The sequence below is a fragment of the Pseudomonas anguilliseptica genome (assembly GCF_021375795.1).
Taxonomy (GTDB): domain Bacteria; phylum Pseudomonadota; class Gammaproteobacteria; order Pseudomonadales; family Pseudomonadaceae; genus Aquipseudomonas; species Aquipseudomonas anguilliseptica_A.
Genome location: NZ_JAEIOI010000001.1, coordinates 486,811 through 507,228 on the forward strand (window position 1 = coordinate 486,811; position 20,418 = coordinate 507,228).

Here is a 20,418-nt window from a genome sequence, read left to right on the forward strand (position 1 = left end):
TGCGACGAAGCCCAGCGATAGCCGGGTGGAGCGCTATGCGCTCCTTGTTGGGCTTCGCAAGCTCAACCCAACCTACGATGAACAGCTTATTTCCAGGTGCTTGCCCCATTCCGGTGGGCGCTGGGCGTAGCGTTCGAAGCCGGGCTGCTCGTCGAAGGGCTGTGACAGCACCTGATGCAGTTCGCGCACTGGGGTGTAGTCGCCCTGTTCGGCGGCTTCGATTGCCTGTTGAGCCAGGTAATTGCGCAGGATGTATTTGGGGTTGACCGCGTGCATGCGCATACGGCGTTGCTCCTGGTCGTCGCCATCACGTGCGCTGCGCGCCAGGTAGTCGGCGGCCCAGGTGTCAAAGCCGGCCAGATCGGTGAAGTCGTCGCGCAGGCGCGTGACCGCGTGCGCGGCCGGGCTGTCGCCGAGTTCGCGGAAGAACAGGGTGTAATCCACTGCACTGCTTTGCATCAGTTGCAACAGGCGTTGCACCAGGGCTTCGTCGCCGTCATCGGCGCTGAGCAGGCCCAGGCGCTTGCGCATCAGGTCGAGGTAGTGCGCCTGGTACAGGGGCAGGAACAGCCCCAGGGTTTCCCGTAGCGCGTCTATATCCACCAGCGGCACCAGGGCCTGGCCGAGAGCTGCGAGGTTCCACTGGGCAATCGGCACCTGATTGCTGAAGCTGTAGCGGCCGCTGTCATCGGAATGGTTGCAGATGTGCTGGGTATCGAAATCATCGAGAAAGGCGTAGGGGCCGTAATCGAAGGTGATGCCGAGGATCGACATGTTGTCGGTGTTCATCACTCCATGGCAGAAACCGTAGGCTTGCCAGTAGGCGATCATTGTGGCGTTGCGTTCGATGATCTCGCGGAACATCGCCAGATACGGCTGCTCCTGTTGCGCGCAGTCGGCGTAATGCTGGTGCAGGACATGCTCGGCCAGCTGTTTGAGCTGCTCGTGCTGGCGGGTGTAGTAGAAGTATTCGAAGTGACCGAAGCGGATATGGCTGGGTGCCAGGCGCAGCACCATCGCCGCGCGTTCCTGCTTCTCACGCCACACCGGGGTGCTGGAGCCGGTGACGCACAGCGCCCGCGAGCTGGGAATGCCGAGGGCGTGCAGGTGTTCGCTGGCAAGGAATTCGCGGATCGAGCTGCGCAGCACCGCGCGGCCGTCGCCCATGCGCGAGTAGGGCGTTTGCCCAGCACCTTTCAGATGCAGATCCCAGTACTCGCCGGCGTCATTGACGACCTCGCCCAGCAGCAGGCCGCGGCCGTCGCCCAGGCGTGGGCTGTAGCCGCCGAATTGATGCCCGGAGTAGACCATGGCGCGCGGCTCGGCGCTGCTCCACAGCTTGTGCCCGGTGAAAATCTGCGCGAACACCTCGCTGTCGGCTTCATTCGGGTCCAGGTCGAGCAGGGCCATAGCCGCCGGGCTGGCGACCACCAGGCGCGGCTCGGCAATTGGCTCGGGCAGCACGTGGGTGGAAAAGGCATCGCCGAGGCGGGCGAAACGGTTGTCGAACTGCAACTCGATCAGCGATTTCACAATCAGGCTCCAGCCGGGCGAAGCAGCCTGGCAGTGGTCAGTAAACGGCCCGCTGGGGCGGGCCGGTGGCGCGTTACTGCGGGTCGACCGCCGGAGCGGGAGGCGGCAGTTTGCTCTGCTGGGCATCAGCGGCGGCCGTGGCAGCGACCATTTGCCCGGTGGTCAGGTTGAGTTCCTGACCATGCAGGTTCTTGATCATCACCTCGACCTGGTTGAAGGCCATTTCCACGTTGTGCTCGCGGAAGCTCATGGCAATACGCGTGAGGATTTCGTCTGTGGCGGCGTTACGGTCGCCCAGCTCGCGCACATGGAAGCGCAGTTCGTAATCGAAGGTGCTCGGGCTGATGGTCAGGAAGAACAGCACGGGTGCCGGGTCGCGTAGCACTCGTGGGTTTTCCTCGGCCGCTTGCATCATCAGTTTGCGTGCCAGGGGCAGGTCGGTCTCGTAGGCCACACCGATCTTCACGATGACACGGGTGACGGTGTCGTTGAGCGACCAGTTGATCAGCTGCCCGGTGACGAAGGTCTTGTTCGGCACGATGATTTCTTTGCGGTCGAAATCGGTGATGGTGGTGGCGCGGATGCGGATTTTGCTGACCGTGCCGGACAGGTTGCCGATGGTCACCACGTCGCCGATACGCACCGGACGTTCGAACAGGATGATCAGGCCGGAGATGAAGTTGGCGAAGATCTCTTGCAAGCCAAAACCGAGGCCGACCGACAGCGCGGCGACCAGCCACTGCAACTTGTCCCAGCTGACCCCGAGGGTCGACAGGGTGGTGACGAAACCGATGCCGACGATCAGGTAGGAGAGCAGGGTGGTGGTGGCGTAGGCGCTGCCCTGGGCCAGGTTGAGTCGCGACAGCACCAGCACTTCAAGCAGACCCGGCAGGTTGCGCCCCAGGGCCACGGTGATGCCGACGATGATCAGCGCGCCGAGCACATCGTTGAGGCTGATCGGCACCAGGGTGGCGGCATCGCCCGTGCCGCTGCTGTATTGGTAGAGGGTGATGTTGTCGAGGTAGGCGAAGACCGAGATCAGGTCCGCCCAGACCCAGTACAGCCCGGCGATAAAGGTGCCGAGCAGGGCCAGGCGGATCAGTCGCAGCGATTGCTGGTTGACCTGCTCGATGTCCAGGGTGGGTTCCTCGACCACGGTTTCCGTGCCTTCGATGCCATCTTTGCTCTGCGCCTGACGCTTGCTCAGGGCGCGCTGATAGGCCAGGCGTCGTGCAGCCACCGAGAGGCCGCGGACGAAGGTGGCTTCGATGATCAGCCAGATCATCAGCAGGTAGAGGGTGTTGATCAGGCGGTCGCTGAGTTTCAGGGCGGTGTAGTAATAGCCGAAGCCAACCGCGACGATCAGTGCCAGCGGCAGCAGGCTCAGGGCAATGCCAATCAGCATGCGCAGCGCCGAGGCGTGCTCGCGAGCCGGGCCACTGAGCAGCAGTTTGTGCAGCAGCCAGACCATCAGGGCATAGCAGCTGAGCACCACGGTCAGACCGATCACGTCGTCGCCGAGGCTGGCCGGCTGGTGTTCGGCCACCGTTACCACGGCGACCAGGGCGATCACCACCAGGCCCAGTCGACGGATCTGGCGATGCAGGAAGGCCACCTGCGGGCGGCCCCAGCGGAAGTGCAGTTCGGCCACGCCGCCATCAGCAAGGATGCGGTACACGGTGTAGAACACCAGCCAGGCCTGGGCCATCTGGAACAGCGCCTGGCCCAGGTTGGCGTTCTGCCCGCGGGCGTCCATCTGCAGGGCGAAACCGCACAGCGCGAGGAACAGCGTACCAGGCAGGGCCAGCAGCACGTTGAGCATGATCGCCATGGGCGTATGCAGCTGGCTGTCGCGTTTGAAGTGGCCGATGTCCTGGTGCAGTTCGCCGAGCTTGCGGTACAGGTAGCCGCGTCGCCACAGCAGCACCACGATCAGCAGCAACAGCGGCAGAAACAGCAGCGGTCGTTCGGTCAGGCCGGCAGCCAGCTGACGCAGGTTGGCGCCCCAGGGCAGTTCGGCGATCTGCCGCTCCAGCAGGTGCGGCACCGATTTGAACCACTCCAGGTCCAGCGGTTTGTTGCTAGGGATCCAGAACATCTGCTCGTCGAGGGTGGCGCGCAGGGTTTCGGCCGTGGCCTTCAGCTGTTTCTGATTGAGTTGCAGGGTGATCGATTCGTTGAGCAGGGCGTTCAGCTCACGGTTGAGGCGGTCAATCAGCTCGCGGCGGGTGTCGATGATGTCCAGCAGGTTGCTGCGCAGTGCAGCGATATCGGCATCCGGGTCGCTGTTCGGGGCGGCCAGCAACTGGTCGACATAGGCGCTGGGGTTGTTGATGCTTTCGCGCTGCTGGTTGAGCTCGAACTGGTACAGGCGCAGGTCGGCAATCTGGTCGGGCAGGTCGCTGTCGATCTTCAGCGTCGGCAGTGCCTGCTGCTGCTTATAGAGAATGCGCGAGAGCAGCAGGCTGCCCTGCAAAACGCTGATCTGCTCGTCCAGGGCCTGGTCGCTCTGGCTCAGGCTGTCGAGTTGCTGCTTGGTTTGCAGATTTTCCCGGGTCAGCTGGTTGAGGCGGTCGGTGGCGCGCAGCAGGTAGTCAGACAGTGTCAGGTTGAGCGCACTTTCCCGCGCCAGCAGGCTGTCGCTGCCGGCCTTTTCAGCTTCGCGGGACTGCTCGGCGACGGTCTGCTCGGAGAGGTCGCGGCGTTTATCGTTGATCAGGTTCTGCAGGTCGAACAGTTCTTTCTCGATGCGCTTGATGCGTTCTTCCAGCAGGCTGCGGCGGCTGTTGCCGAGGTCCTGTAGCAGGCTGTTGCCGGCCAGCTCCTGGCGACGCAGCTGGGTTTGCGCTTCCAGCTTGGCCAGCTCGGCATTGAGCTGATCACGGCGCTCGTTGCTCAGCGGCTTGCCGGCATCGCGGGCGCTTTTCAGGATGCTGTTGATTTCCTGGCTGCGGCTCTGGTTGCTGCTGATCTCGGCCTGAGCACGCTCGGGGCGGGTTTGCGCGGTGATGATCAGGCTGTTGGCTTCGATGATCTGCTTCTGCCAGTCGCTCAGCTGGTTATTGCGCTCGGCCAGCAGTTGTTCGAGTTGCGGCAGCGGGCTGTTGGCATAGCGCAGGTTGACCTGGGTCGGCTGGCTGCCTTTGAGGCGCTCGAAGTCGCGCTGGGCTTCGCCGATCAGGCGCGGCGCTTGTTGCAGCTGCTTTTCCAGGTCAGCCAGGTGTTGCCGGCTGTCGGCCTGTTCGGCAAGCAGCGCCAGGGTTTTCTCCAGGGTCTGTTTGATCGCCTGCTGCTCGGCTTCCGGCAGCTTGCGATCGGCCAGGCCGTCGAGGTTGCGTTGCACATCGGCGCTGCTGGGCGGCTCGCCCGCCAGCAGCACGGGGGCATTCAGGCACAGGCCGAGGAGCACGGCCGAGAGGTAGACGCGGAAAGAGGACATAGTGGTGATCGTAAGGCCCGAGAGGATGCTGAGTTTAACAGGCGGCCGCACAAACGCTGACCGCTGTTTCAGCTTCCTCGTCAGAGAAAGAGTGCCGGGCCCGGTCGGCTGCCTTCGGGGAATCTGACGCCGACTTTGCGGATCTTGTTCCCTTCCATCGCGGCGACGGTCCAGGTCAGGCCTTGCCACTGCACCTGGTCGCCGATCACCGGCTCGCCACCAATTTCATGGGCGATAAAGCGGCCCAACGCTTGCTGGCCATCAATCTCGCCCAGTTGCAGGCCATACAGCGCGGCCACGGCCGCCAATTCAGCATCGCCTTCGAGAACGAAATCACCAAAGAAGCGCAGGTCCTGACCGCGTTTGGGCGCCTGACTGAACAGTCTGCCCAGTGCGGTCAGGTCATGCTCATGGCCGACGACACAGAGCAAATCGCCCGCCTCCAGGGTGGTGCTGCCGGAGGGGTGGAGCAGCTCTTTGCCACGGAACAGGGCCGCAATACGGGTGCCTTCGGGCATGTTCAATTCACGTAGGGCGGCGCCAATACACCATTTCTCCGCGCCGAGGCGGTAGATAAACAGCTCCCACTGGCTGGTCGGGTGCACTTCCAGGCCGGCACGCGATACCGGCGCGGGCTCTGGTGGGACGGTGACGCGCAGCAATTTGGCGGCAAACGGCAGGCTGGTGCCCTGCAGCAGCAGTGAGACCAGCACGATAAAGAATGCCACGTTGAAAAACAGCTGGGCGTTGGGCAGGCCAGCCATCAGCGGGAACACAGCGAGGATGATCGGCACTGCGCCGCGCAGCCCAACCCAGGCGATAAAGGCCCGCTCGCGGTCATGGAAGGCGCGGAATGGCAACAGGCCGATGAAGATCGACAGCGGCCGAGCAAACAGGATCATCCACAACGCCAGGCCCAGTGCGGGCAGGGCGATCGGCAGCAGTTCGTGAGGCGTGACCAGCAAGCCGAGGACCAGGAACATGCCGATCTGCGCCAGCCAGGTCAGGCCATCAAGCATGTGCAGGATGCCGTGGCGCGAGCGGATCGGGCGGTTGCCCAGCAGCAGGCCGCACAGGTAAATCGACAGAATGCCACTGCCACCGACGGCCGTGGTGATGGCAAAGATGATCAGGCCGCCGCTGACCACCAACAGGGGGTAAAGGCCGTTGGCCAGCTCCATGCGGTTGATCAGGTTAAGCAGCAGCCAGCCACCGCCAAGCCCGAACAGCGTCCCGATGCCAAACTGCTGCAGCAGTTGCACCAGCAGATCCCAGGTCAGGCCGTCCTGGCCGCTGGACAGGATGGCGATCAAGGTGACTGTGAGGAACACCGCCATCGGGTCGTTGCTGCCCGATTCGATTTCCAGGGTCGCGCTGACCCGTTCGTTAAGGCCGCGTCCGCCAAGCAGGCTGAATACCGCTGCGGCATCGGTGGAGCCGACGATGGCACCGATCAGCAGGCCTTCCATCCAGCTCAGGTTGAATAGCCAGGCAGCAGCAATGCCGGTCAGCCCGGCAGTAATCAGCACACCCACTGTAGCCAGCGATAGTGAGGGCCATAAGGCCACGCGGAAGCTCGATACCCGTGTGCGCATACCGCCGTCGAGCAGGATGATGGCCAGCGCCAGGTTGCCGACCAGATAGGCCAGTGGGTAGTTATTGAAAACGATGCCGCCAGGGCCGTCAGTGCCGGCGAGCATGCCGACGCCGAGAAAGATCACCAGGATGGGGATGCCGAAGCGCGAGCCGAATGCGCTGACCAGGATGCTCATTGCTACCAGCACGCCACCGATCAAAAACAGGTTATTGATGGTGCTGGCATCCAAAGTGACGTACTCCTGGCGGGCTCGGTAATGCATGGTTATGCATGGCGCGTGCCAGGGATTCTAACCTGCCGCCTTGGCTTTCTGTCAAAAAAACGCCCGGCATGGGCCGGGCGTCTTGTAACAACATGCTGGGCGCGTTAGAACCAGGCGTCCTGCATGCCCAGACAAGTGTCGTCGCGGGCTTCGAGGATGGCCAGGTCGTGGTGGCAGCTCGGCACTTCCCAGGTCAGGAAGTAGCGCGCGGCCTGCAGCTTGCCTTTATAGAAGTCGGCATCGGCGGCGTTGCCGCGCGCCAGGCCTTCTTCAGCGCGAATCGCCTGTTCCAACCAGCGCCAGCCGATCACGGTATGGCCGAACACCTTGAGGTACAGCGCCGAGTTGGCCAGGCCTTCGTTGACCTTGCCGCTCATCAGGTCGCCCAGCAGCGCCAGGGTCACGCTTTGCAGGCGTGCCAGCAGTTGCTCCAGCGGCTGGCGCAGGGCTGTCAGCGAGGCATGGGCTTCGGCGCGCTGGCAGGTGCCGTGGATCAGCTTGAGTAGTTGCTTGAGCGCCGCGCCGCCGTTCATCGACACCTTGCGGCCCAGCAGGTCGAGTGACTGGATGCCGTGGGTGCCTTCGTGGATCGGATTGAGGCGGTTGTCGCGGTAGTACTGTTCCACCGGGTATTCGCGGGTGTAGCCGTGGCCGCCGAGAATCTGGATGGCCAGTTCGTTGGCCTTGAGGCAGAACTCCGAGGGCCAGGATTTGACGATCGGGGTGAGCAGATCGAGCAGTTCCAGGGCGGTCTTGCGCTGCTCCTCGGTCTCCAGGGTCTGGGTGTCGTCGAACAGTCGCGCGGCATATAGGCCGAGGTCGAAAGCGCCTTCCACATAGGCCTTCTGGGTCAGCAGCATGCGGCGTACGTCCGCGTGCTCGACGATGGAAATCTGCGGGCTGCTCGGGTCCTTGCCATCGGCGTGGCGGCCTTGCGGACGGTTGCGTGCATAGTCCAGCGAGTACAGGTAGCCGGCGTAGCCGAGCATGATGGCGCCCATGCCGACGCCGATGCGCGCCTCGTTCATCATCTGGAACATATAGCTCAGGCCGTGGTGCGGCTTGCCCACCAGATAGCCGACGCAATCGTCGTTATCGCCGAAGTTCAGCGCGGTGGAGGTGGTGCCGCGCCAGCCCATCTTGTGGAACAGACCGGCCAGCAGGGCGTCGTTGCGCTTGCCCAGTGAGCCATCTTCATTGACCAGGAATTTTGGCACGATAAACAGGCTGATGCCTTTCACGCCGGGCGGTGCGTCCGGCAGCTTGGCCAGCACCATGTGCACGATGTTCTCCGAGATCGGCTGATCGCCGCCGGAGATAAAGATCTTGTTGCCCTTGATCCGGTAGTTGCCATCGGCGTGCGGTTCGGCCTTGGTGCGGATGTCCGAGAGTGAGGAGCCGGCGTGCGGCTCGGTCAGGGCCATGGTGCCAAAGAAGCGGCCATCGATGATCGGCTGCAGATACTTGCGCTTCTGCTCATCATTGCCGAAGGCTTCGATCAGGTTGGCCACGCCCATGGTCAGCATCGAGTAGGAGCTGGTGGCGATGTTGGCCGACTGAAAGTGAGCGAAGCAGGCTTGCGACAGCAGGTTGGGCAACTGCATGCCGCCATGTTCGAAGTCGCGGGTGGCGTTAAGGAAGCCGGCGTCGTGGAAGGCGCGCAGGGCCGGTTCGACTTCCGGGATCAGCACCGCGGCACCGTCCACGTACTGCGGCTCGTGTTCGTCGTTCTTGCGGTTGTGCGGGGCGAACAGCTCTTCGGCAATACCGCGGGCGGTGCCGATGGCGGCGTCGAAGGTTTCGCGGTTGTGCTCGGCGAAGCGCTCGCGCTGGGTCAGGCCTTCGGCGTCCAGCACTTCATACAGCTCGAAGGCCAGGTTGCGGGAACTGAGCAGGGACTCGGACATGGGTGTACCTCCGGTTGCGATGCAGCGAGTCTAAGCAGGCGCGCGCGTGGCTCCCAGCACTATCAATAAGCGTGATAGAGGCTTAGCGAGTAAAGCCCAGGGCCAGCTCTGCGGTCAGCTCTGCGGCGCCTATAGCCTTGCAGCCGCTGACATTCTGCCCCGCCCACAGCGGTGAGAAGTCGCCGCTGCCCAGGCTTTCCGCTTTGGCCCGCAGCGGGGCAATGGCCGCCGTCGCCAGCGGGAAGGTGGGTGCCAGCGGGCTGAGCGGGCCCAGCTCGCGCATCACTCGGTTGACGATACCACGTGCCGGACGGCCGCTAAACAGATTGGTCAGCGTCGTGTGCTGTGCTGCCGGGCTATGCAGGGCAGCACGGTGAATGGCGCTGGTGCTGGCTTCATCACAGCACAGGTAGGCGGTACCGATTTGCACCCCGGCCGCACCGAGGGCCATGGCCGCGCGAACACCTTGCGCATCGGCAATGCCACCGGCAGCAATCACCGGCACGCGCACCGCCTGGACGATCTGCGGTAGCAGGGCGAAGGTGCCGAGCTGGCTGCTCAGCTCATCGCTGAGGAACATGCCGCGATGGCCGCCGGCTTCCAGGCCCTGGGCGATGATCGCGTCCGCGCCGTTGGCTTCGAGCCACAGTGCTTCCGCCACCGTGGTTGCCGAGCTGAGCACTTTGGCTCTGCACGCCTTGACCCGTGCTAACAACTCGGCCGAGGGCAGGCCGAAGTGGAAACTCACCACGGCGGGTTTGAATTCATCCAGCAGATCAGCCATCTCGGCACTGAACGGCTGGCGGCCAGGGCCGCTGGCGATGGTCGCGGGGTCAATGCCGAGTTTGGCGTAGAAAGGGCTTAGCGCCTCGCGCCAGGCCGCTTCGCGAGCAGCATCGACGGCTGGTGGGGTGTGGCAGAAGAAGTTCAGGTTATACGGCTTGCTGGTTTTCTCGCGCAGCGCCTGCAGTTCCTTGCGCAAGCCGGCGGCGTCGAGCATGGCGCAGGGCAGCGAGCCGAGCGCACCGGCATTCGATACGGCGGCGGCCAAACCGTGCAGCTGCACGCCGGCCATCGGTGCCTGAATCAGCGGCAGCTCAACGCCAAAAAGATTTTGCAGTGACATGTCGGTTCTCCCTTGCCAGGCGGATCAGCCGCCACCGTACTGATCCATCAGGCACCTGGCAAACTGGTAAACTGCCCGGCCACAGGAGTCCGCCCACATGAACTACCGCCACGCCTTCCATGCCGGCAACCATGCCGATGTGCTGAAACACTACGTCCTCACTCGCCTGATCGCCCTGCTGTCACGCAAGGAGGCGCCGTTCGCCTACCTCGACAGCCATGCTGGTATCGGCCTGTATGACCTGCGCGGTGACCAGGCCAGCCGCACCGGTGAGTGGTTGGAAGGCATCGCCCGGCTGTGGCAGGCCAGCGACGTGCCGGACCCGCTGCTGGACTATCTGGAAGTGATTCGGGCGATGAACCCGGATGGCGAGCTGCGCCATTACCCCGGCTCACCGGAATTGGCGCGGTTGTTGACCCGTGAACAAGACCGCCTGCACCTGAACGAGAAACACCCGGAAGACGGCCGCCTGCTCAAGGAAAACATGCACGGCGACCGCCGCGTGGCCGTGCACCTGGGCGAAGGCTGGTATGTGCCGCGCGCCCTGTTGCCAACCCGCGAAAAGCGCGCGCTGCTGCTGATTGATCCGCCGTTCGAGCAGGTCGATGAGATGGAACGCTGCGCCCAGTCGTTGAGCGAAGCCATCAGCCGCATGCGCCAGGCGGTGGTGGCGATCTGGTACCCGATCAAGGACCTGCGCCAGCTCAGCCGCTTCTACCGCGACCTGCAAAAAAGCAAAGCGCCCAAGCTGCTGCGCGTCGAACTCTACGTACACCCCACCGACGAAGCCGCGCGGCTGAACGGCTCCGGCCTGGTGATCAGCAACCCACCATGGGGCCTGGACGACGAACTCAAGCAGATCCTGCCGTGGCTAGCCGACCTGCTGGGGCAAAGCCAGGGCGGCTGGCGGCTGGATTGGCTGATTGAGGAGAACAGCGGCGGCTAGCGGCTGTTGCTCGGCTCGACGAAGTACGTCAGCTGCTGGCGCGGATTGAGGTACTCCAGCGCCTCGCGCGGCAGCTGGGTCGGGCGCAGGCAGGCGGCGATACCCAGGCGCGGCTCCTGTTCCAGGTCGAGGATCAGCGCCTCGTGCTTGGGCACGGAGGCGTCGTAGACAATCAGCGTCGGTTTCAGCGGTTGGCTCGGGTTCATGCCGAGGATCAGGCCGTAGCGCTGGTCGTCCAGTTGCACCAGGCTGCCGGGCGGGTAGATGCCCATGCAGCGGATAAAGGCCTTCAGCGCCACCGCATCGAAGCGCGCACTGTATTGCTTGAACATCAGCGCCAGGGCTTCGTGGGGGCTGAGGCCATCGCGCGGGTTGAGCGGGTTGCACAGGTTGTCGAACTGGTTGGTGATGCACACCAGGCGGCTTAGGCGGCCGATGGCGGCTTCAGACAGCTGACGCGGGTAGCCGCTGCCGTCGCAGTATTCGTGGTGCTCGTTGATGATGCGCAGCACCTCGTCGTCGAGCATCAGCTTGTGGCCCGTGCGCAGGCCGAATTCGCAGTGCAGTTGCAGCAGTTGCTGCTCCGGCCGCGTCAGCGGTTCGGGCTTGAGCAACACCTTGCTGGGGATGTCGAGCTTGCCAATATCGTGCAGCAGCGCACCCATGCCGAGGATGTGGCAATCCTCGCTGTCCAGGCCGATCTGGCGACCGAGCATCAGGCTCAGCACGGTGACGTTCAGTGAGTGGAAGTAGCTGTCCTCGGCCACCTTGCTGTTGATGCTGTGCAGCACCGCGCCGCTGCCACCGAGCAGGGCCTCGACCATTGAGCCGACAATTTCACCGGCCTGTTTGCTGGCGTCTTCCGGGCGGCTGCGCAGGCTCTGGTTGAGCGCTTTGACCTGCTGACTCGCTTGAACGAATTTGCGGTCCACCTCGGCCAGGCGTTTGCGCAGTGCGCCGAGCTTGGCGGCGCGTTGCTGGCGAGCAACGTCCTCAGGGTTGGGCTTGGCGGGCTCGATGGGCGCGGGTGCGCTTGCGGTCACGCGTTCCAGCGGCGGGCAATCGCTGCGCGCCGGGTCATAGCGCAGGCGTTCCAGGCCGAGGGCGCGCAGGGCCTTGATCTGCCCCTCGTCCTTGATCTTGAAATTGCTGAAAGCAAAGTTGTGTTCCCACCAGGCCAGTTCGAGCTGGATATACAGGCCGATACACAGTTGATCGGGTTCGATATAGGCAGGAGCGCTGGCAGGCATGCGGGTGTCGGCAATGATGGCTAATGGCTGGCAGTCTAGCGCTTTGCCTAGCGCCTGACAGCAGGCTGCAGGCGTTTCTGCACTAATTACGGGGCAGCTTCGCTGCTGTCTTGCAGAGCGTGGTCGACCTCATCGGCCCAGGCCAGCCAGGACTGCTCGCCAAGGATGCCGCGGCGCAGGGTCAGGTAGGGCAGGCGCAGGGCTTTGCGTTGCTCGTCGGGCAGAGCCAGGTACTCGCGCTCAATATTCAGCAGGCTGTCCAGGGTCTTGCGGTGTATGGCGACATGCCGCTGCATTTCTTCGCGCAGGTTATCCAGCGAGGTATGCGCACCGGCATAGAGTTTTACCAGCAACGCATCGTTAATCTTGTTCGGCTGCACCGGCTCGCCCAGCCAGCGCAGCAGTTCGGCGTGGCCGGCAGGTGTGAGGCGGTAGTTCTTTTTGTCCGGACGGGTGTCCTGGGCCTGTGCTTCGAACTCAAGCCAGCCGGCTTCGCTGAGTTTTTTCAGCTCCAGATAAACCTGCTGATGTTTGGCGTTCCAGAAGTAGCCGAGGCCATCCTTGAAGCGCTTGAGCAGGTCGTAGCCGCTGCCGGGTTCGCTTTCCAGGAGGATAAGGATGGCGTGCTTGAGCGACATAAGCGGGTTTCACCGGCTGCTATTGAGGTGCGCCGCAGTATACGGATTATGCAAAAAGTTGCATTGGCTCCAATCGCTGCCTAGTATGCAAAAAATTGCATAACAAGAATAGCGCAGGAGCTTCCCATGAAACGTACCGGTACCCGCTTCCGCCCGCGCCTGATTCAGGGTGATTACGACGCCATCATCATTGGCTCCGGTATCGGTGGCCTGACCACCGCCGCGCTGCTGGCCAAGCTTGGCAAGCGTGTGTGCGTGCTGGAGCAGCATTACACCGCCGGCGGTTACACCCACAGTTACGAACGTGAAGGCTACGAGTGGGATGTGGGGGTGCATTACATCGGCGAGGTGCATAAACCCTGGTCGACCATTCGCCGGGTGTTTGATGTGATCAGTGACGGTCAACTGCAGTGGGCACCAATGGACGCCCACTATGACCGCATCGTGATCGGCGAGCAGACCTACGACTACGTGGCTGGGCGCGAGGAGTTCAAGGCCGAGATGCTGCGCCATTTTCCCGCAGAAGGCGCCGTGCTTGACCGATATGTCGACCTGCTCAGTGAGGTCAGTGCCAAGGTTCTAAGATTTTTCGCCGGTCAGGCAATGCCACGCTCAGTGGGCATGCTCTACAGCAAGCTGCGCCGGTTGTGGCTTCCGGATTACTTCTTCAAAACCACCCGTGAAGTGCTTGAAGGCCTGACCGACAACCAGCAGCTGATCGGCGTGCTCACCGCGCAGTGGGGTGATTACGGCCTGCCGCCTGCCGAAGCGGCGTTTGTCATGCATGCGATGGTGGCCAAGCACTACATCACCGGCGGCAATTACCCGGTGGGTGGTGCGACGAAGATTTCCGAAAGCATTATCCCGGTGATCGAGGCGGCCGGCGGCCATGTCTTCACTTACGCCGGGGTCGACCAGATTCTGGTGGAGCACGGTCGTGCAGTCGGCGTGCGCATGCAGAAAGATGGCTTCGAGATCCGCGCCCCGCAGATCGTCAGCTGCGCCGGCCTGGTGCCGACCTATACCCGCCTGCTTGACCATCAGGTGGCCAGTAACCATGGCCTGCTGGAGCAGCTGCCCAAGGTCAAGCTGTCGGCCGCGACCCTGTGTCTCTACGCCGGCTTCAAGGGCAGCGCCGCCGAGTTGAAGCTGCCGAAGACCAACTACTGGGTCTACCCGACCCATGATCATGACCACAACGTCAGCAGTTTTATGGCTGGGCAAAATCCGGCGATGCCGCTGATCTATATCAGCTTCCCCTCGGCCAAGGACCTCGCGTGGGATGCGCAGTACCCGAACAAGGCCACGGTTGAGATCGTCGCGCCGACGCAGCCCGAGTGGTTTGCTAAATGGAAGGGCAGCACCTGGGGCAAACGCGGTGCTGACTATGACGCCTTCAAGGCCGAGTTGACGGCGCAACTGCTGGAAACCCTCTACCAGCATCAGCCGCAATTGCGCGGTGCGCTGGACTTTTGCGAGCTGGGCACGCCGCTGTCGACCGAGTGGTTCCAGTGGAACGAGCAGGGCGAGATCTACGGCATTGATCACACGGTCGAGCGCTTTGAGCAGCACTGGATCCACACCCAGACGCCGATCAAAGGGCTGTACCTGACCGGCGCCGATACGGTCACTGCAGGGGTGGGCGGTGCACTGATGGCCGGGGTGCTGACGGCCTCGCGCATGCTGGGCTGGCGCGGCTACAAGGTCGGCAAACTGTTGAAAAGCTGGAAGGCACAAGCGCCTAGCGAGGGCAGTGCGACTGCGGATGTAGCGGGCTAAACCACCACGTCGATACTATTACCTAGGTTCGGTGGATTGCTCGGCACGCTGGCTGGCGTGGCGGCCTGCACCAGGCCGCCGATGTTGGCAGCCTGCAGTTCCAGGGTTTTGCGCAGCAACAGCAGTGAGGCCAGGGCAGAGGCCTGAGCCGCTGCCTGGGTGGAAACCTGGCTGATGTTCAGTTCCATGGAATCTTCCTCTGCAAATTTTCAGCCTGGCAGGCAGACCCCGGTACCGCCCAGGCCGCAATAGCCGCCGGGGTTCTTCGCCAGGTACTGCTGGTGGTAGGCCTCAGCGTAGTAGAACGGCGGCGCTTCGCGCACTTCGGTGGTAATCGGGCCAAAGCCAGCCTTTTCCAGCTCGGCCTGAAACTGCGCCTGGCTGGCTTGGGCGGCGGCCAGTTGCGCCGCGTCATGGCAGTAGATCGCCGAGCGGTACTGGCTGCCGATGTCATTACCCTGGCGCATGCCCTGGGTCGGGTTGTGCGCTTCCCAGAAGACTTTCAGCAGGGCTTCATAGGAGGTGAGCTGCGGGTCGAACACCACCAGCACCACTTCGGTGTGGCCGGTCAGCCCGGAGCAGGTCTCCTCATACGTGGGGTTGGGCGTATGGCCGCCGGCATAACCAACGGCGGTGCTCCACACCCCGGGCTGCTGCCAGAAGCGCCGCTCGGCACCCCAGAAGCAGCCCAGAGCAAATACCGCCTGTTGCAGGCCTTCTGGGAAGGGCGCTTGCAAGGCGTTGCCATTTACGAAGTGGCTGCTGGGTACGGCCATGGCAGTGGCGCGGCCGGGCAAGGCCTGCTCGGCGGTGGGCAGTTCGAGTTTGTGGGCGAGAATTTGCGAGCGCAGAACCATGGGGGTGTTACCTCGGCAGCAGGCGGTAAGGCATAGACAGTCATCGGGCGGGCTTGTTACAGCCGGCATGGGTTCAGCGCCGTTGATAGCGCTTGAGTTTCTCCAGCAGGTCGCGCCCGGCAATCGGTTGGTCAAACAGGTAACCCTGGCCGATATCGCATTGATGGCGGCGCAGGAAGGTCAGTTGAGCGAGGGTTTCGATGCCCTCGGCCACCACCTTGAGCTTCAGGTTGTGAGCCATGGCGATCACCGCCGAGGTGATTTCCATGTCGTCCTGATTTTCGGGAATGTCCTTGATAAAGCTGCGATCGATCTTGATCACGTCGATGGGGAATTTTTTCAGGTAGCTGAGCGACGAATAGCCGGTGCCGAAGTCGTCCATGGCCAGGGTCAGGCCCAGGCTCTTCAGGCGGCTGAGTTGCTGGCGGGTGTCGCCAGTGGCTTCGAGCAGCAGGCTTTCCGTGAGTTCCAGCTCCAGCAGCGAGGGCTCCAGCTGTTCCTCGTGGAGGATGGCGGCGATCTCGCCCACCAGGTCCGGGTCGGAGAACTGTTTGGGTGACAGGTTGATGGCCATCTGCAACGGCACATGGCCGACCGCAATCAGCTGCTTGCTCATGCGGCAGGCCTGACGGGTGACCCATTTGCCGATGGGGATGATCAGACCGGTTTCTTCCGCCACGCTGATAAATTTATCCGGGCTGATCATGCCCTTTTCCGGGTGGTTCCAGCGCAGCAGCGCTTCCATGCCCAGCAATTGGCCGCTTTTGAGGCACAGCTTGGGTTGGTAGAACACTTCCAGCTCGTTCTGCATCAGCGCACGGCGCAGGTTGCTTTCGACGAACAGTTTGTAATGCGCTTCGGCATTCAGCGCGTCGGTAAACACCTGCAGCTGGTTCTTGCCGTTGGCCTTGGCTTTGTGCAGCGCCAGGCCGGTGTGTTTCATCAGGGTCTGCGGGTCATTGCCATGCAGGGGCGCGCAGCCCAGGCCGATGGAACCGGTGACGTTGATCAGCTGGTTGTCGACGAACAGGGGCTTGTCCAGGGTCTGCAGCAGCTTCTGCGCGATCATCTGGCTGTCGGCTTGGTTGGTGTCCAGCAGCACGGCAAATTCGTTGCTGGCAAAACGCGCCAGCACGCTGCTGACTGGCAGGGTATTGCGCAGGCGCCGGGCCAGGCTGACCAGCAGTTTGTCGCCGGTCTGGTGGCCGAGGCTGTCGTTGATCCGCTTGAAGTTGTCGATGTCTACCAGCAGCAGGCTGATCGGCTTGCCTGGGTGCTCGTTGAAGTGACTTTCCAGCGAGCGGATAAAGGCATAGCGGTTGCCCAGGCCGGTGAGGTTGTCGCGGAAGGCCAGGCGTTCGATGTGCTGCTGCGCCTGCTTGCTGGCGGTGACGTCCTCGTAGATGCCGATGTAGTGAGTCAGGCTGCCGTCGTCGGCGTGCACCTTGGACAGTGATAGCTGGCCCCAGTAAGGCTCGAGGTTCTTGCGGCGGCTTTTGAATTCACCCTGCCAGCTGTTCTGCTCGGCCAGGCTGGAGCGCGCGTCGAACAGCAGGTCGCTGAGGTTTTCCAGTGCAGGGATTTCGGACAGGCGGCGGCCTTCCACTTCGCTGGAACTGTACAGCGTGATGGCGGTAAAGCTGGGGTTGACGTATTCCACCTGGCCGTCGCGGTCGAGCAGGATGATCGCGCTGGAGCTCTGTTCGACGGCGCGCTGGAACAGGTAGCGGGCGCTGGTCGCAGAGCGTCGCTGCTGGCTGGTCAGCACCTGTGCATACTGATCGGCCAGCTCGCCGGCGAAGGCAATTTCGTCTGCTTGCCAGGTGCGGGGCAGGCCGGTGTGTTCCAGGCACAGCACACCCACCACCTCGCCTTCGATGCGGATGCTGGCATCGAGCATGGAGGTGATGCCCATGGGTTCCAGGTGGCTGCTCGCCAGTTCGCGGGTGCGCGGGTCGAGGTGAGCGTTGTGCGCATCCAGCGAGCGACCACTGTGCAGCGCTTGCAGGTAGGCCGGGTAGGCGCTGGCGTCGATATCGCCCTGCTCGACATGCCGGCCCAGGTCGCTCTGGTACAGCGCGACTGAATGCAGCATATGGCCATCGATATTCCAGATGCCCACGCGATTGACGCCATACAGTTCGCAGGCGCTTTTGCTGATCAGCTCGGCAGCTTCGCGCAGTGGGTTGCTGTCGCTGTAATGGCGGCGGGCGAGAGATACGATCAGCTGTTGCTGGGCCTGTGAGCGTTGTTGCTGTTCCTGCAGTTCGGCCTGGGTGCGTGGGTAGAGTGCGGGCGCCTGGGGGGCAGCTGTTTCCGGCTCGTCCAGCACCAAGAGGTAGCCGCGCAGTAACTGGCGGCCATGCTGTTTGAAGCTCTCACCCAGCTCCATCAGGTTGAGGCTGCCGCGCGGGCTGTGCAGGCGGTACTGCACGCAGTAATGGCGCTGTTGGGCGACCTGTTGCTGGATGGCATCGTGCAGCGCGTAGCGCGAACTGGGCTCCATCAGGCTGGCGTAGGGCGCGTCGAGCAGAGAGCAGAGCTGATTGGCCGGTAGACCGAACTGTTGCTCACAGCCTGAATCGAGGTACAGCAGGGTCCAGCTGGCTTCATTCAAGCGCTCGAAACGCAGTAGGCCGAGGCGCGAAGGCACTGGCAACTGTGTCACAACCTCGGCCGCTAAACGACTCGCGGCATCGGGATGGCTTTTCATTCGGTGGCTGGCTTCCAGTATGCTGATTGAAGCGGCAATCGACTCACTTCATTTATCGCGTCGAGTAAGGGTGCATCATGCAATTGCGACTGACAAGAAAACTAATAACCGCCGTGTTGCTGAGCAGCTGTATGGTCACGGCTCCGCTGTTTGCCGCTGAGCCCGAGGGCGGCTTGAGCAGTGCCGAGCAGAGCAATTACCTGCTTGAACTCAAGCGCCTTTACCTGACCCAGGATGAGCGCCAGGCGCTGTTGGCCCACTGCAATGATCTGCTGAAAACTTATGCCCTGCGCGCCGCCTATCAGGTCGGTCAGGCGCAGCGTCAGGACCTGCTTTATCAGCTGCGTCAGGGCGAGGCCGGTGAGTTGCTGCTGCGTGAGGAAACCCGTGGTCAGCAGGGTACCGACATTGCCGTGCGCAACCAGCGTGTGCCGTTGTTTGGCGTCGACCCTTTCGTGCGTTACGAGTGCCCAAGCAGCGGCATCAGTTGCGTGCTGCACAACCCCAACGACGGTAGCCCAATGCTGACCATCGTGCGTGACCACAAGGGCGCTGCTGAACTGGCCAAGGCGCTGAGCTTTCTGATCCGCAATCTGCAAAAAGGCTGATCCCCTGTTGTTCATCTGACGCGTACTCAAAAAAAACCCCGCCGAAAGGGGCGGGGTCGAGGATACGAGCGTGGCTGCTCGAAAGTTGACGCGTTACAGCAGCATCGTGCGGATGTCCGCCAGCACATCACCCAGGCGCTTGGTGAAGCGCGCTGCAGCGGCACCGTTGATCACCCGGTGATCGTAAGACAGCGACAGCGGCAACATCAGCTTGGGCTGGAAGGCTTTACCGTCCCAGACCGGTTGGATGGTCGCCTTGCTGACCCCAAGAATCGCCACTTCCGGCGCGTTGACGATCGGCGTGAAGCCGGTGCCGCCAATGTGGCCGAGGCTGGAGATGGTGAAGCAGGCGCCCTGCATATCGTCGGCCGACAGCTTCTTGGTGCGCGCCTTCTCCGCCAATGCGGCGGCTTCGGCAGCCAGTTGCAGCAGACTCTTCTGATCGACGTTCCTGATCACCGGGACCAGCAGGCCATCCGGGGTGTCCACGGCAAAGCCGATGTGCACGTATTTCTTGCGGATGATCGCCTTGCCACTTGGTGCCAGTGAGCTGTTGAAGTCCGGCAGTTCCTTGAGCAGGAAGGCGCAGGCCTTGAGCAGCGGCGGCAGTACAGTGAGTTTGACCCCGGCCTTTTCCGCCACGGCTTTCTGCGCAACGCGGAAGGCTTCCAGTTCGGTGATGTCGGCTGAGTCGAACTGGGTCACGTGTGGCACGTTGAGCCAGCTACGATGCAGGTTGCTGGCACCGACCTGCATCAGGCGGGTCATCGCCACTTCTTCAATTTCACCAAACTTGCTGAAGTCCACCGCCGGGATCGGCGGGATGCCTGCACCACCGGTTGCACCGGCGGCCGGTGCTTCCTTGGCCTTCTGCATCATCGCCTTGACGTACGCTTGCACGTCTTCCTTGAGGATACGGCCTTTCGGTCCGGTGCCCGGCACAGCGCCCAACTCGACACCGAACTCGCGCGCCAGCAGGCGTACAGCCGGGCCCGCATGCACCTTGGCGCCGTCACGCTTGGGCGCGGCAGTAACGCTGGCGGCAGCGGCTGCCAGCGAGGCAATGGCGCTAACTTCAGCGGCGACTGCTGGGTGTGCGCCTTCTGGCACTTTGTGCACATCGCTGGCGGGCGCAGCGGCCGGTGCTGGCGCTGCGGCAGCGGCAGCGGCAGCTGCAGCGGCGCCGGCTACTTTCAACTTGAGGATGAAATCACCGGTGCCGACTTCATCTTCCAGTTTGACGCTGATGCTTTCCACCACGCCGGCAGCCGGCGAGGGGATTTCCATGCTGGCCTTGTCCGACTCCAGGGTGATCAGCGACTGATCGGCTTCGACCGTATCGCCGACCTTGATCAGGATTTCGATGACCTTGGCTTTGCCGTCCGAACCGATGTCCGGCACATGCACGTCCTGCACACTGCTGCTGGTCTGTGCGGCTGGCTCGGGTGCGGCAGCTGGAGCAGGCGCTGCTGCTTTAGGTGCTTCTGCCGGTGCTGCAGCCGGCGCCGCAGGTGCTGCTTGGGCAGCGCCTTCGGCTTCCAGCTCAAACAGTTCGTCGCCCTCTTTCAGGCGGTCGCCCAGCTTCACTTTCAGGCTTTTCACCACGCCGGCTTTCGGCGCGGGAATTTCCATGCTGGCCTTGTCCGATTCCAGGGTCAGCACACTTTGGTCGGCTTCGATACGATCACCGACCTTGACCATCAGTTCGATGACTTCACCCTCACCACCACCGATGTCGGGTACGCGAATCAATTCACTCATCG

The 20,418-nt window shown here is 62.8% G+C and carries 14 protein-coding genes; 3 read left to right on the forward strand and 11 right to left on the reverse strand.

Annotated features, from left to right (window positions below):
- Window positions 1–72: 72 nt before the first annotated feature.
- From selO to IOD17_RS02275, 5 genes are all read right to left on the reverse strand, one after another.
- Window positions 73–1,533: a protein adenylyltransferase SelO gene (selO, locus tag IOD17_RS02255; RefSeq protein WP_233683487.1), complete on the reverse strand. Its 1,461-nt coding sequence runs from the start codon at window positions 1,531–1,533 to the stop codon at window positions 73–75.
- Window positions 1,534–1,606: 73 nt separating this feature from the next.
- Window positions 1,607–4,972, reverse strand: a complete 3,366-nt coding sequence (gene mscK, locus IOD17_RS02260; RefSeq protein WP_233683488.1) for a mechanosensitive channel MscK — start codon at window positions 4,970–4,972, stop codon at window positions 1,607–1,609.
- 80 nt (window positions 4,973–5,052) lie between these two features.
- Window positions 5,053–6,798: a potassium/proton antiporter gene (locus IOD17_RS02265; RefSeq protein WP_233684497.1), complete on the reverse strand. Its 1,746-nt coding sequence runs from the start codon at window positions 6,796–6,798 to the stop codon at window positions 5,053–5,055.
- A 137-nt stretch (window positions 6,799–6,935) separates the two neighbouring features.
- Window positions 6,936–8,738 (reverse strand): acyl-CoA dehydrogenase, encoded by a 1,803-nt coding sequence (locus IOD17_RS02270; protein ID WP_233683489.1) that lies wholly within the window; start codon window positions 8,736–8,738, stop codon window positions 6,936–6,938.
- Window positions 8,739–8,820: 82 nt separating this feature from the next.
- Complete coding sequence (locus IOD17_RS02275) at window positions 8,821–9,864, reverse strand: NAD(P)H-dependent flavin oxidoreductase (protein WP_233683490.1); 1,044 nt, start codon at window positions 9,862–9,864, stop codon at window positions 8,821–8,823.
- Between the two features lie 97 nt (window positions 9,865–9,961).
- Between IOD17_RS02275 and IOD17_RS02280 the strand changes: the two genes are divergently transcribed.
- Window positions 9,962–10,810 carry a 23S rRNA (adenine(2030)-N(6))-methyltransferase RlmJ gene (locus IOD17_RS02280; protein ID WP_233683491.1) on the forward strand — a complete coding sequence of 283 codons (849 nt, stop codon included), beginning with the start codon at window positions 9,962–9,964 and terminating at the stop codon, window positions 10,808–10,810.
- Here IOD17_RS02280 and IOD17_RS02285 read toward each other — a convergent pair.
- A complete protein-coding gene (locus IOD17_RS02285; RefSeq protein ID WP_233683492.1) occupies window positions 10,807–12,060 on the reverse strand; it encodes an HD-GYP domain-containing protein in 1,254 nt (417 codons plus the stop codon). The two genes, IOD17_RS02280 and IOD17_RS02285, sit on opposite strands and share 4 nt — an antisense overlap.
- Before the next feature lie 86 nt (window positions 12,061–12,146).
- Window positions 12,147–12,698 carry a PadR family transcriptional regulator gene (locus IOD17_RS02290; RefSeq protein ID WP_233683493.1) on the reverse strand — a complete coding sequence of 184 codons (552 nt, stop codon included), beginning with the start codon at window positions 12,696–12,698 and terminating at the stop codon, window positions 12,147–12,149.
- A gap of 126 nt (window positions 12,699–12,824) precedes the next feature.
- On the opposite strand from IOD17_RS02290, the gene IOD17_RS02295 reads away from it, so the two are divergent.
- The gene (locus tag IOD17_RS02295; protein ID WP_233683494.1) at window positions 12,825–14,477 is read left to right on the forward strand and encodes a phytoene desaturase family protein; all 1,653 of its coding nucleotides are present in this window, start codon (window positions 12,825–12,827) and stop codon (window positions 14,475–14,477) included.
- On the opposite strand, the gene IOD17_RS02300 is transcribed toward IOD17_RS02295, so the two are convergent.
- From IOD17_RS02300 to IOD17_RS02310, 3 genes are all read right to left on the reverse strand, one after another.
- Window positions 14,474–14,665 (reverse strand): putative motility protein, encoded by a 192-nt coding sequence (locus tag IOD17_RS02300; RefSeq protein WP_233683495.1) that lies wholly within the window; start codon window positions 14,663–14,665, stop codon window positions 14,474–14,476. The genes IOD17_RS02295 and IOD17_RS02300 overlap by 4 nt on opposite strands.
- A 21-nt stretch (window positions 14,666–14,686) precedes the next feature.
- Window positions 14,687–15,334, reverse strand: a complete 648-nt coding sequence (gene msrA / locus IOD17_RS02305; RefSeq protein WP_233683496.1) for a peptide-methionine (S)-S-oxide reductase MsrA — start codon at window positions 15,332–15,334, stop codon at window positions 14,687–14,689.
- Between the two features lie 73 nt (window positions 15,335–15,407).
- The gene (locus IOD17_RS02310) at window positions 15,408–18,047 is read right to left on the reverse strand and encodes a putative bifunctional diguanylate cyclase/phosphodiesterase (RefSeq protein ID WP_233683497.1); all 2,640 of its coding nucleotides are present in this window, start codon (window positions 18,045–18,047) and stop codon (window positions 15,408–15,410) included.
- Window positions 18,048–18,178: 131 nt separating this feature from the next.
- On the opposite strand from IOD17_RS02310, the gene IOD17_RS02315 reads away from it, so the two are divergent.
- Window positions 18,179–18,655: a hypothetical protein gene (locus IOD17_RS02315; RefSeq protein ID WP_233683498.1), complete on the forward strand. Its 477-nt coding sequence runs from the start codon at window positions 18,179–18,181 to the stop codon at window positions 18,653–18,655.
- 93 nt (window positions 18,656–18,748) lie between these two features.
- Here the strand turns inward: IOD17_RS02315 and aceF are convergent, their stop codons facing one another.
- Complete coding sequence (gene aceF, locus IOD17_RS02320; protein ID WP_233683499.1) at window positions 18,749–20,416, reverse strand: dihydrolipoyllysine-residue acetyltransferase; 1,668 nt, start codon at window positions 20,414–20,416, stop codon at window positions 18,749–18,751.
- Window positions 20,417–20,418 lie beyond the last annotated feature (2 nt).